At 45.2% G+C, this 13,468-nt stretch carries 10 protein-coding genes; 5 read left to right on the forward strand and 5 right to left on the reverse strand.

Going from position 1 to position 13,468, the window contains the following annotated elements:
- Nucleotides 1-22: 22 nt before the first annotated feature.
- Nucleotides 23-1,009 (reverse strand): Gfo/Idh/MocA family protein, encoded by a 987-nt coding sequence (locus tag ABD036_RS12840; protein ID WP_343860528.1) that lies wholly within the window; start codon nt 1,007-1,009, stop codon nt 23-25.
- 176 nt (nt 1,010-1,185) lie between these two features.
- On the opposite strand from ABD036_RS12840, the gene ettA reads away from it, so the two are divergent.
- On the forward strand, nt 1,186-2,853 hold the full coding sequence (gene ettA / locus ABD036_RS12845) for an energy-dependent translational throttle protein EttA (RefSeq protein ID WP_343860530.1): 1,668 nt from the start codon (nt 1,186-1,188) through the stop codon (nt 2,851-2,853).
- A gap of 74 nt (nt 2,854-2,927) precedes the next feature.
- Nucleotides 2,928-3,326 (forward strand): PilZ domain-containing protein, encoded by a 399-nt coding sequence (locus ABD036_RS12850; RefSeq protein WP_343860532.1) that lies wholly within the window; start codon nt 2,928-2,930, stop codon nt 3,324-3,326.
- Between the two features lie 16 nt (nt 3,327-3,342).
- On the opposite strand, the gene ABD036_RS12855 is transcribed toward ABD036_RS12850, so the two are convergent.
- Together ABD036_RS12855 and radA are read right to left on the reverse strand one after the other, a co-directional pair.
- Nucleotides 3,343-4,254: a GGDEF domain-containing response regulator gene (locus tag ABD036_RS12855; RefSeq protein ID WP_343860534.1), complete on the reverse strand. Its 912-nt coding sequence runs from the start codon at nt 4,252-4,254 to the stop codon at nt 3,343-3,345.
- 125 nt (nt 4,255-4,379) lie between these two features.
- The gene (gene radA / locus ABD036_RS12860) at nt 4,380-5,744 is read right to left on the reverse strand and encodes a DNA repair protein RadA (protein WP_343860535.1); all 1,365 of its coding nucleotides are present in this window, start codon (nt 5,742-5,744) and stop codon (nt 4,380-4,382) included.
- A 164-nt stretch (nt 5,745-5,908) separates the two neighbouring features.
- On the opposite strand from radA, the gene ABD036_RS12865 reads away from it, so the two are divergent.
- The 3 genes from ABD036_RS12865 to ABD036_RS12875 all read left to right on the forward strand — a co-directional run bounded on the left by ABD036_RS12865 (nt 5,909) and on the right by ABD036_RS12875 (nt 10,053).
- Nucleotides 5,909-8,416 carry a PilZ domain-containing protein gene (locus ABD036_RS12865; protein WP_343860536.1) on the forward strand — a complete coding sequence of 836 codons (2,508 nt, stop codon included), beginning with the start codon at nt 5,909-5,911 and terminating at the stop codon, nt 8,414-8,416.
- Nucleotides 8,417-8,549: 133 nt separating this feature from the next.
- On the forward strand, nt 8,550-9,323 hold the full coding sequence (suhB, locus tag ABD036_RS12870) for an inositol-1-monophosphatase (RefSeq protein ID WP_343860537.1): 774 nt from the start codon (nt 8,550-8,552) through the stop codon (nt 9,321-9,323).
- A gap of 397 nt (nt 9,324-9,720) precedes the next feature.
- Entirely contained in the window at nt 9,721-10,053 is a 333-nt protein-coding gene (locus tag ABD036_RS12875; RefSeq protein ID WP_343860538.1) for a hypothetical protein, read from the forward strand.
- Nucleotides 10,054-10,667: 614 nt separating this feature from the next.
- Here ABD036_RS12875 and ABD036_RS12880 read toward each other — a convergent pair.
- Together ABD036_RS12880 and ABD036_RS12885 are read right to left on the reverse strand one after the other, a co-directional pair.
- Complete coding sequence (locus ABD036_RS12880) at nt 10,668-12,497, reverse strand: M14 family metallopeptidase (RefSeq protein WP_343860539.1); 1,830 nt, start codon at nt 12,495-12,497, stop codon at nt 10,668-10,670.
- Nucleotides 12,494-13,450, reverse strand: a complete 957-nt coding sequence (locus tag ABD036_RS12885; RefSeq protein WP_343860540.1) for a hypothetical protein — start codon at nt 13,448-13,450, stop codon at nt 12,494-12,496. Before ABD036_RS12885 ends, ABD036_RS12880 begins: the two co-directional genes overlap by 4 nt.
- Nucleotides 13,451-13,468: the final 18 nt, after the last annotated feature.

The raw sequence follows: 13,468 nt of genomic DNA on the forward strand, positions 1-13,468 counted from the left end.
CAATGAATTATCGCCTTTGGCGTTAATTCAGTGATTCAATCTCAATGGGAAATTGTAATCCTATCTGTCGGCGTACTTCATCGAGTGTTTTCATCACATTGATACTGTCTTGATGATTCATTCTAGGATCGCACAATCGCCCTTGTTCAACTGAATCCATGACCGATTCAATTTGATACTCAAATCCATTGGTTGGATGAGGAAAGTCAATTGTTTCAACCAACTTGTCGTCTTGGAACAATTGCGCTTGTTCACCGTTCCAAAAATAGCGAGGTATCTGAATGTAGCCTTGTTTGCCGTGAATTGTCATCACGTTCGAACTTTGAGCGCCTATGGTACATACAAACTGACTTGTCACGCCAGATGGGTAGCTTAAATTGACCAAGGTGTTTTGATCAACCTGATCATTATTGAGCAGCCCAAGCGCCTGTATCTGCGATGGATACTCCGCCAGCAAATATTGGCTAATACTGATACTGTAAACACCGAGATCCAACAAAGCGCCGCCCGCTAAGGCTGGACTAGTAATTCGATGGTTACGCAAATGCGAAAACGCAAAGCCAATTTGTGAACTGATATACTGCACTTGTCCAATGTCATTTGCCATCCACTGTTTAACCTGTGCGAAACACGGCATGAAGCGACTCCACAAGGCTTCTTGCAATACGCACTGATGCTGCTCTGCAAGGGCAACCAGATACTCGGTTTGCGCCGCATTAACGGTAAGAGGCTTTTCCAATAACAGATGCTTGTTAGCCTGCAAACATAATGCTGCGTAGTGAAAATGATGTGAGTGCGGTGTCGCAATGTAAATGGCATCTACTTGGTCGTCGCCAATCAAAGACTCATAATCACCGTAGGAAATTGTAGCCCCAAATCGACAAGCGAACTCTCCAGCCCGTTGCAAATTACGACTGGCTACCGCATAAAGCTCGCCACGTTCTGAGAACTTAAGCGCGGCAGCAAATTGTTGAGCAATGGCACCTGGACCAATAATTCCCCACTTCATATTAACTCCACTTTTTCAACAGCTTGTTTAACTCCCCCCAGTATAGGCGTTTTGGCGCTCGATAGGGGGAACCCAACCCTGCATACACGCGTAAATAAAAAAATGTTGCTGACTTTCGTTGGCCTTATTGACGGTCTGGATTACACTATGGCCACGTTTAATTACACAGAATTATCATGGCACAATACGTATATAGCATGCACCGAGTGGGGAAGATTGTTCCCCCTAATAGATACATCCTTAAAGATATCTCGCTGAGTTTTTTTCCAGGCGCCAAAATTGGTGTGTTGGGTTTAAACGGAGCGGGTAAATCTACCTTACTGCGCATTATGGCAGGCATTGATAAGGAAATTGAAGGCGAAGCTCGCCCACAACCAGGTCTAAAAATAGGTTACCTTCCACAAGAGCCGCAACTTGACGAGAGCAAAGACGTTCGCGGCAACATTGAAGAAGCGGTGGCTGATGTTGCCCATGCCATTAAGCGACTGGATGAGGTTTATGCCGCCTATGCCGAAGAAGATGCAGATTTTGATGCACTAGCAAAAGAGCAAGGCGAGTTGGAAGCGATTATTCAAGCTAAAGACGGGCATAACTTAGATAATGCCTTAGAGCGAGCCGCAGACGCACTGCGATTGCCGCCTTGGGATGCTGATGTAAGCACGTTATCTGGTGGTGAACGACGTCGCGTGGCGCTGTGCCGTTTACTATTAGAAAAGCCTGACATGTTGTTGCTTGACGAACCCACTAACCACTTAGATGCGGAATCGGTAGCCTGGTTGGAACGGTTCCTTCACGATTATGAAGGAACCGTAGTGGCCATTACCCATGACCGTTACTTTCTAGACAACGTGGCAGGTTGGATATTGGAACTTGACCGTGGCCAAGGGATCCCATGGGAAGGTAACTACTCCTCATGGCTAGAGCAAAAAGATCAACGTCTCGCTCAAGAAGAAAGAACCGAAAACGCGCGACAACGTTCGATTAAACAGGAACTAGAGTGGGTACGTACTAACCCCAAAGGCCGCCATGCTAAGAGCAAAGCGCGGATGGCGCGATTTGATGAGTTAACCACTGGCGATTATCAAAAGCGCAACGAAACCAACGAATTGTTCATCCCACCTGGTGAGCGTTTGGGTGACAAGGTTATTGAGGTGACCAACCTTTCTAAATCTTACGGTGACCGTCTGCTTATTGACGACTTAACGTTCAAGGTGCCCAAAGGCGCTATTGTCGGCATTATTGGTCCTAACGGTGCAGGTAAATCCACCTTGTTTCGGATGTTAACAGGCCAAGAAAAACCTGATTCAGGAGACATCGTTTTAGGTGAAACCGTGCAGCTCGCCAGTGTTGAGCAATTTCGTGATCATATGAACGAGAAAAACACGGTGTATAAAGAAATATCCGACGATTCCGAAATTATTAGAATTGGTAATTTTGAGCTCAACAGTCGTGCTTATTGCAGCCGTTTTAACTTTAAAGGCACCGATCAGCAGAAATTCATTAAGGATTTATCGGGTGGTGAGCGAAACCGTGTCCACCTCGCTAAGTTGTTAAAAGCGGGTGGAAACGTACTGTTACTCGATGAGCCGACCAACGATCTCGATGTTGAAACCTTACGAGCGCTGGAAAATGCGCTGCTTGAATTCCCTGGCTGTGTCATGGTTATCTCGCACGACAGGTGGTTTCTAGATAGAGTCGCGACTCACGTGATGGACTATAGGGACGAAGGTAAAATTAATTTCTACGAAGGTAACTATTCAGATTATGAAGCTTGGCTGAAAGAGACCCTAGGAGAAGATCTCATTGAGCCCCATAGACTCAAGTACAAGAAAATCAGCAAATAAAGCTAGGCTGTGGCGAATTTTCACCACAGTTCTGGTTAGCTAATTCAACTCTAAGGCGCAATTGCGCCTTTTTTGTGCTTAACTATATTCAAAGCTCACAGCTAGTTGATGAAGTGATGGAGAAACGCCAGTTCAACAGGGTCATTTTTACTGCCCCTGCAATACTTAAACAAGATAATATGCAATGGCAAACCAACATCATTGATGTCTCTTTGAAAGGCGCGCTGGTAGCCTACCCTGATGACTTTCAAGCTGACTTGGAACGGGATTTTGAATTGACTATTGAGATGCAAGGGGCAAATCATCATATCGTCATGAGCGGTAATATCGCCCATAGCGCTAATCATTGTGTTGGTTTTAAAGTACATCATATGGCATTAGACAGCATGACTGAGTTACGTCGCATTGTAGAGCTGAACTTGGGTGACGAAGCGTTATTGCAACGAGATCTTAAAGCCTTAACGGACAGTTAGCTGACCTGAACTCTGGCTAATCGACCAAGACTTGGTTTCGACCTGCATTTTTCGCAAAGTAGAGATTAGCGTCAGCGCGTTTCATTAAATCGGTTTCGTGCATATTGGGTGCTTGGGCCAAGGCACCGCCAATACTCACCGTAACTTCGCCAAATGGCGAAGATGAATGTGGAAGGGCTAACTTTTTTATGGCCAAGCGCAAAATTTCTGCTAATTCAGTCGCTTGCTCAAGTGTTGAATTAGGCATAATCAACGCAAATACGTCACCGCTATAACGTGTTAAACAATATTCCGAGCGTTTCAATTTCATTCTGATAGTCGATACAACTAACCGCAAACAGTCATCGCCAACAAGATGATCATTGACGTCGTTGTATTGTTTGAAGTGATCGATATCAATCAGCAGTACACATAATGGTTGGTTAGTTTTGTTACACACTGACAAAGTTTCAGTCAAATGGCCGTCGAAGAATCGTCGGTTTTGGATATTCGTTAAGCCATCTAGGGTCGCCATTCGTTTAAACTTGTCAGTCATCAACTTCGAGCTTACATGGGCGTTCACCCTTTTACGTAAGGTATTAGTCGAAAATGGCTTAGTGATAAAATCGGCACAGCCCGCTTCCCAGCTTTCATCTTCTGATTTGATATCGGTATGCCCAGTCACAAAAATGATTGGAATATCTTTACTAGACAAGGAGGCCTTTAATTCACGGCATGCAGCGTAGCCATCCATGCCGGGCATACTGATGTCCATTAAAATTAAATCGGGTAACACATGCTGACAGTAATCTAATGCCTCTTGACCGGACGAAACATGATGTGTCTTATAAATATCGGTTAATGCCGACGATGTAAGTAGCGCACTGATAGGATCATCCTCGACAATGAGGATAAGTGGCTTGTTTAGGCTTTTCAGGTCATAGATCATAGTAAACACCTTATAACCAACAAATGTTGACTCAGTGTAACCTGATGTAGGTTTTTAGTGCAATGCTGCGCAGCAATACACGCTCACGCAGCATTGTTGTTGAATATTGGACTAATTGAACCCCATTACAATGCTTCAAGCGCTTCAGATAAGCGCGATACTGCGATCACTTCAATACCTGCAATGGCTTGTTTTGGTTTGTTCCCTTTTGGCACTATGGCTTTCTTAAAGCCGTGTTTCGCGGCTTCCATAATGCGCTCAGTACCATTGGGCACCGGTCGGATTTCACCGGCTAATCCGACTTCACCAAAAGCAATCAATTCTTTGGGTAGAATATGGTTGCGAAAACTGGAAATCATCGCCAATAGCAGTGCCAAATCGGCACTGGTTTCAGTGACGCGCACCCCACCCACGACGTTAACAAATACGTCTTGATCGTTCATTTGCACATTGCCATGACGGTGCAAAACGGCCAACAGCATCGAAAGTCGATTCACTTCAAGGCCAACCGCAATGCGACGCGGGTTAGCCATTTGTGAATAATCAACCAATGCTTGAATTTCTACCAGCAGCGGGCGGGTCCCTTCCCACACCACCATGACTATACTACCAGGTGATTGCTGCTCATCACGGCTTAAAAATATTGCTGAGGGATTACTGACCTCTTTTAACCCTTTGTCAGTCATCGCAAACACACCTAACTCATTGACCGCACCAAAGCGGTTTTTATTGCCACGCAAGGTGCGAAATCGGCTATCGCTCTCACCTTCGAGCATCATCGAACAATCGATGCAATGCTCAAGCACCTTAGGACCAGCGAGGCTGCCCTCTTTAGTTACATGCCCGACTAAGAACATCGCGATGTGATGTTGTTTGGCAAACCGAGTTAAAAAGGCGGCACTTTCTCGCACTTGTGACACGCTGCCCGGTGCCGATTGAATATCGGCAATGTGCATCACTTGTATAGAGTCGATAACCATAATATTAGGTTTATGCATCAACGCCAATTCACAAATGGTTTCCACATTGGTCTCCGCCAGCACCTTGAGCTGAGAGGTCGGTAAATTTAAGCGCTGAGCACGCATGGCTACCTGCTGTAGTGATTCCTCACCGGTGACATATAGCGCACTGCTGCTGGCGGCCAAATGACACATTACTTGCAACAATAAGGTACTTTTACCTGCGCCCGGCGAGCCGCCAATTAGCATCGCGGCGCCGGGCACCACACCACCACCGAGCACGCGGTCGAGCTCTTTAAATCCAGCAGTAAATCGAGGTAATGCTTGTAAGTCGATTTTATCTAGGGTTTCAACTTGCGCATGCGTCTGCCCTGTGTAGCCTTTAAAATTGCGCTCAGGGGTGTGTTTGTCATTGCCAATGACGACTTCTGATAAGGTATTCCATGCCTGACAATCATTACATTGTCCTTGCCAGCGAGGAAACTCTGCTCCACAATCGGTGCATACAAAAGCGGTTTTACGTTTAGCCATATTTCAGGGACCGTTAATACAAATGGTTTTGGAGATTTCACCCCCACAAGGCGTTATGCCATTGGGTTTGTTGCTCCTAAGAAGTTGATGTCAAAGGTTATTCATTCATTGCCGATAACAGAATACCACAATGATGCCTTAACCATAACGAACAATTGAGTGGCATGAGTCAAGATTTAGAACAATACCAAGATATTATTGAGCAGCTCAAACCCATGATCAACGAACCTGAATTTAATCAGGTGTTATCGCAAGTGGCTGCCAATGTCCCTAAGCAAAAGCGCTTCCTCATCAAGATGGAATTGAAGCGTTTGGCGAAACCTTGTCTGCGATTAATTGACCTGCGCGGTCAAGTCGTAGGTGATTGCCGCGAATATACTTACCAAGGCAAATCCCACTTTCTTGACGATACCGCAATCGATGTATTTGAACGTCAGGTGCGTTTATTCGGTGAGTACACCATGGGTGTCTATGAAGCGGTCAGAAATACTGAAAATAGCTATCGCGTCATCTATCAAAAGCAGCGGGAACAGGCTGAAAAAGAAGGCAAAGAAGTTAAAGTTGCCAAGCCGCACCACGCTCCTGTTTTGCAATTTGGAGCTTATGCAAAACGGTCGGAAGAGCGCATGAACTTCGCCGTTAATGTGGAAATGTTCACCGAGTTGAATAAAAGCATTCAGGCAACCACTATCGATGTGTCGGTCAGTGGTTTGAAAGTTAAAATCGCTAATGACCACTTATTTAAAGTGGGCGAACGACTGACTGTTCAGTTTAGAGGATTGGAAGGCGAATATACTATCGACCGAAAAGCCGGTGTCGGTTACACCATTGTCGATGTAGAAAGCAGTCAAAAAGAGCAGCGCATTGCGTTGCAGAAAAACGATGAGCATGCTTCACATTCGTTTGAAGAATTTTTCGTAAAGTTTATCCATGGCAATAAACGACGCTACAAAGTCAACATGGACAATACCTTAAACGCAATTAAGCTGAAAACCTACGAACAATACTTTATTCCCAATTTCACCTCGGTGCCGATTTACATTGAGAAATTGAACAATGTGCATCGTCCCAAATATGCGTTAATTAATGACAGTAATAAAGACCCTTTGTATTACTGGAGTGATGAGCAATTTGAATTGCGCATCGGATATCTAGTTAATCATCAGAGGGTCACTCAATTATTAACCATGCCTGAGCCTTATCAGGAAACGATTGTCTACGCCTTCAACCATGTAAAAGATGACAAGGTGTATTTTTACTCAGCTAGTCAGGAAGAATTATTTGAACGTCCTGATTTGATGAAAGTGTTTCTAGGCTATGGGGCTCGAAAAGCAAGTTGGCGAGTGTACAAACTGCAAATTACCCCCATGGAATTAGAGCAAGCACATATTCCGCTTTCTCTGCCAGATGTGGTAAGCAGTGCAGTAAAACGGCAAAATCAGCCCCCTGCCCCGAGGTTATTATCACGGATAAAAAACGTCCGTCACATCGCCTTGTTAACCGACATTACTGATGAAGTGGGCACTCAGATTTACGAGCGCATTCCAATCCGCCGAGGCGAAATAGCACAACTTAAAGTATTCGGTCACCCGCGTAATAAAGTGCCTCCACCGGTGAGTATGTTTCGTTTTAAGTATCATAATCAGCGTAAAGAAACTCGGTATCAATTGCGTACCAAGGTTTTACTTAACTTTGGCGACATTACAATGGAAGGCAGTAGCGAGGATGTTTCCACACGAGGTTTACGTGTGGAGCTGGGCGATTTTTTCCATGGCAGCGAAAAAGATCTGGTCAGATTAAGTTTCCCCACCTTACAAAATGTCACACGTAAATATGAACTTATCGATCTGCCGTATCGCGTAAAAGGGATCTCATACGATCGCAATGTTTTACACTTACAAGCGGTAACTGATTCATCGAACAAAACTGCGCAACATTTTTTCGATGAATTAATTCGTAATAATCGCGCTAAATTAAAAGCCTTCAAAGAAGAAGAGGAAATCCCAGGCATTGGCAATGCACTGCGAAATCTGTATGCCAAAAACGTCATCAACACGGCCTTTTTCATTCGTAAAGAAGGGATAGAGTTCCTCCCCGATGCGTTAGTCACCAGCAACATGAATAGTCGAATTAATAACCTGTTAAGTTTTGATGCAGAACCGGGGCAATTTAACCTGCATTTTTTATATTCGACTTACGGTGTCGAATTAGACTTTATTCAATACACATTAAAGAAAATAAAAACCAACAATAAACCGGTGATGCGCGAAATTTTTGTCGCTTTTGACCCCAGCAAGTCTTTTATAGATGAAGCCATAAAGAGTCGATTCGCTGATCAATTCCATGGCGATAAAGAGCGCAAAAACTTTATTCAACAGGCAATGGAAGCGGGACAATTTATTGCTATCAAAGTGTTTCTAGCCAGAGCTGGACGTCCTGATCTGGATAGACTGCAATCTGAAATAAGTTATGTGGCTGTTTACGCAATTCATCGAGCTAAAGTGCTTGAAGAACAGCTTTGGAGCATCATCGGCGTTGGCGACTTACTCGACGTGACGGATGAGGTCATGATCCGACACAATTTCAGCCACAGTCAAATCCGAGATAACCAGCAAATGCCGGCTTACCACAAAGTGAAAACCGCGAAAATCGAGAACCTACTCAAAACCTAATTTTAGTCCGCCAGATTAAAAATGGATTGCATCAAATTGAAAAACTGATAGACTTCGCGGCGAAATTTTGTGCAGTGTGATTTCACAATCGAAACACCTTGCAGTCTGTTCTTTAAAAAAATTGGTGGATTTTATGCATCCTATGCTGAATATCGCGGTGCGCGCTGCGCGCGCTGCTGGAAACGTCATTACTCGTGGTTTTGAAAATCGCGGCGATCTGTTACTAGAGAAAAAAGGTGAAAACGATTTTGTCACAAAAATCGATAAAGAAGCTGAAAAAACGATCATCGACAAAATCCGAGTGTCTTTCCCTGACCACAGTTTTGTGGGCGAAGAAGGCGGTATAATCGACGGAGACGAAGATTTCAAATGGATCATAGACCCACTCGATGGCACCACCAATTTTATCAAAGGCATTCCTCATTTTGCCGTCTCAATTGCACTCATGCACAAAGGTCGTATCGACCAAGCGGTTGTATTTGACCCAATTCGTGGAGAGCTTTTCACTGCCAGTAAAGGTGCCGGTGCACAGTTAAATGGATTTCGCATCCGCACATCTAACGCCAAAGATTTAAACAATTCGGTATTAGCAACTGCTTTTCCGTTCAAAGCCAAAGACACCTCTGATCAGGCAATTGCTAAATTCACTTCCATTTTTAAGCAATGCGGCGACGTGCGCCGATGTGGCTCAGCGGCGCTAGATTTGGCCTATGTAGCGGCTGGACGATACGATGGTTATTGGGAGCGTGGTGTTCAACCTTGGGATATCGCAGCCGGAGAATTGCTGGTACGTGAATCTGGTGGATTGGTAACTGATTACACAGGCGGTAATGACCCACTGTACAAAGGCGAAATTGTTGCTGGCAGCCCTAGAGTTGTCCAAGCGCTGGTTAAACACCTTAAATAATCTCGTCCCGGTGGTGCTCGTTCATACCATGTCATCCCGGTGGTGATCGTTCATATCATTGTCATCCCGGTGGTGCTCGTTCATATCAATGTCATCCCGGTGGTGCTCGTTCATATCATTGTCATCCCGGTGGTGTTCTTGGGCCGGGATCTTCCAGACTCCTGTTTATAGCTAACTACGACGGACTGTTGAGGAGTTCCCCGACCAAGAGCACCTCGGGGATGACAGCGTGTTATGTCATCCCGGTGGTGTTCGTTCATACCATTGTCATCCCGGTAGTGTTCTTTCATACCATGTCATCCCGGTAGTCTTTTTTGAGCCGGGATCTTCCAGACTCCTGTTTGTAGCTAACTACGAAGGACTGTTGAGGAGATCCCCGACCAAGAGCACCTCGGGGATGACAGCGTGTTATGTCATCCCGGTGGTGCTCGTTCATATCAATGTCATCCCGGTGGTGTTCGTTCATATCATTGTCATCCCGGTAGTCTTTTTTGGGCCGGGATCTTCCAGACTCCTGTTTGTAGCTAACTACGACGGACTGTTGAGGAGATCCCCGACCAAGAGCACCTCGGGGATGACAGCGTGTTATGTCATCCCGGTGGTGCTCGTTCATATCAATGTCATCCCGGTGGTGCTCGTTCATATCAATGTCATCCCGGTGGTGTTCTTTCATACCATTGTCATCCCGGTAGTGCTTTTGGGCCGGGATCTTCCAGACTCCTGTTTATAGCTAACTACGACGGACTGTTGAGGAGTTCCCCGACCAAGAGCACCTCGAGGATGACAGCGTGTTATGTCATCCCGGTGGTGTTCTTTCATACCATGTCATCCCGGTAGTCTTTTTTGAGCCGGGATCTTCCAGACTCCTGTTTGTAGCTAACTACGACGGACTGTTGAGGAGTTCCCCGACCAAGAGCACCTCGGGGATGACAGCGTGTTATGTCATCCCGGTGGTGTTCGTTCATATAATGTCATCCCGGTGGTGTTCTTTCATATCATTGTCATCCCGGTAGTGCTTTTGAGCCGGGATCTTCCAGACTCCTGTTTGTAGCTAACTACGAAGGACTGTTGAGGAGTTCCCCGACCAAGAGCACCTCGGGGATGACAGCGTGTTATGTCATCCCGGTGGTGCTCGTTCATATCAATGTCATCCCGGTAGTCCTTTTTGAGCCGGGATCTTCCAGACTCCTGTTTGTAGCTAACTACGACGGACTGTTGAGGAGTTCCCCGACCAAGAGCACCTCGGGGATGACAGTGGTGGTGAGACCTCGGGGATGACAGTGGTGGTCAGACCTCGGGGATGACGGTATGAGAGACCTCGGAGTTGACGATCTTTTAAGCCCCCTACCGAGACCACGAATTTCGAAAGCCAAAACTCAGCAACATTATCATTAGTAGATAACCGATAGCACCACCACTGCCAGACTCTGACGGCGGTACAGGTAATGGCACCGGATCGGGTTGGGTAAATAAACTACTGCCATCATCAATCAGTCGAGTCGACTTGTTGGTTCCACCGAAATCAGAATTCCCGTTGCCCGTGCTGTCTTCATAATGTATCCAAGCACCGTTTTGCCAATCCGCCACAGTGGCACTATCACTGTCTAAGTTTTGCCCTGTGTAATCCTTGGTGCTAACTGACAACGCCAACAAGCTGTGATCGTCCCATTGAAATCCCGAAGGCAATTGCAAAGGCTGCTCAAAGGTGTCCGTCTTGTAGCGTACAATTCCTTGCTCAATATTCCACTGCCCCTGCGACGTGTTGAGATCGTAAACCACTGGTTGGCCATTGACTATCCCTGTTAGTTGCATGGCAATACCAAGCGGGTTAGTAATGTTTGAAAACCCGACAACCTGATTATTTTCAAGCAAGCGCATCGGTTTATTAAAATGAACTTGTAATCGATATTCAGTGTCGGCACTGAGCGGTGAATTCTGCCCCAAAATCAGCGCTCGTTGTTGATTTTGTAATTGCCATTGACCACTAAACACCTCTTGTTGATCGCTGACTCTAATCACCGAAAATCCGCTCACGGTCGGCGGATGCGTTATGGCATATAAGCCTGCCATAGTTGCTTTGCGAGTTTCCTCACGCATCCTTGGCACTTCAGCATTGGGTAATATAAAACCACTGTGAGAAATTCCTGTTCCGCCGTATTGGGTATTGGAGTTAACCGGCTCTATTTCAAGTGTGTAAGACAGGGCTTGATATGTGTTGGCAAAATATTCGTCTGTTGAACCTATACCAACCCCTGCAGTTGCTGGACTATATTGATATTTAAAGTCATTAGCCGCTTGCATGATATTGGCAAGTTTATCGTTCAGTCGATTGCGTCGACTATTTTGTGTATAGTCCGCAAAATACAATTGTGAAAAAGAATGAGTGTCGATATAAAAACGTAGTCGATCTTCACCTGTTACTACTGCCGCCTGCTGTAAGGCTAGAATTTCAGGCTCTGAAGCCGCTCCGCTACCATGATATACAATGCTCGTTGTGGTTGAAGAGCTGCGGGTACTGGTGGCCCAATAAGGCGCATTATTGCGATTTAAATCAACACCATTAAAATTGTCCGTCGTGGTCTCTAATGATGTATCGACCTGACGCATATTTTTACGCCGCATACGACCATCTCTGGGAGTCTCGGGAGAATCCGTTACTAAGTTTGGAAATCGTTGGGTTTGCAAAAAACCATCGATATTCAGCACTGGGATAACGACAAAATTAAGATTTTCCAACAGATACTGGCCGATATATTGATCATCTTTATTATCAAATAAATATTCCATATAACCAGTCACAGCTTCAGGTGTTTGCCACTCTCTTGCGTGAATTCCACCATTAATTAATACCGCACCTTCCAATGCGCCTTCCACTGTCAGGTTGTCGTCGTCGCTTATGCGATAGGCGTAAATGGGTAGATCATTTAGCGTACGTCCAATTTCTATTTGGCTTACCACGTCGGACGCTTGGCTTAATTGCACATGCCGCAAATTGAGGCTGTCATAGGTTCGAAAGCCATCGACAGGTGTGAGCGAGTTAACTGGGATTGGCACCTCATAACCTAGCGGAATTGAGTTGTTATTGGTTTCTGAATTGGTATAAGTAAAAGTTGTCGCCAAGGCTGATTTGCCTGCCATAATGAAAAAAATAGCAAAAAAGATCAGGCATTTCATTGCGCATCTCCCTTTGCTAATACTTGCATCGCCGTTTTAGCAAACGCCGTTTGTTGCGTCTCAAATCGTTGATGTAGTTTTGCTCTAAAATGTCGGTCGTTAATTTTGTCGATGACTGCCAAGGCATGCCACTTTTGTACTGGTGAGTCGAATGCCTTTTCTATCATCGCTTGGGCTTTGGGGTTGTTGGTGTAATGCGCAGCTAAAACAAACAGTGATTGAGAGTTCAACTCGGATTTTTGCAAGGCGACTTCAAGGGCACTAAGTCCGTCAAATTCATCCATAAATGCAGGCATATGATGCAAAAACTGATAGGTAAACTCATCCGTTGACTGACTCAGTAATTGCACGGCCAACTGAGCTGACGGATTAGATTGTAGTAAGATAAAATACACCTGATTATCGGGTAACAATGACCAAGCATGGTCACCTTCTAGTTGCTGGATAACCTGTTCATTAGTCTGGCTCGATTGTGTTTTCAACCATTGAATGAAAGCGGCATAATGAAGTGATTTGTTATTCAGCCAATCGGCCCACACCACTTGCCCTTGTTGCCATAACGTTGAAAAGTCACCTTGTAGTTGAGAAATAGTCAGTAACTTTAGAGTGGCTTTAGCTTGGTCTTGAATATTGATCAATGGCAGCGCGTGTTCCGGGTGATCTAATAGGGTGGCCATGACTCTTTGTTGATTGGCCGTTTGCGTTTCAATCCACTGACGCAGGGCTTCATTCAGCTGCGGCTGCCGACTAAGGGTATCCAACCATAAATGTATAATTATGGCCTGGTCGCGATCATCATAAGCTTGCAGTCTATCATTGAAATCACTGACATCACGAAAGCTAAGGATGTCATTTTTTAGCACTTGAAACTGTGCAATTTTGTGACGTAGTTGTTGTTCACTCAAAGATTGGGCAACGCTTTGAGATGAAAAAACAATTACGCTTATCAGCATAAACAATAAGCTGTAACG

The organism is Aliiglaciecola litoralis, from assembly GCF_039523355.1.
In the GTDB taxonomy this organism is placed as follows: domain Bacteria; phylum Pseudomonadota; class Gammaproteobacteria; order Enterobacterales; family Alteromonadaceae; genus Aliiglaciecola; species Aliiglaciecola litoralis.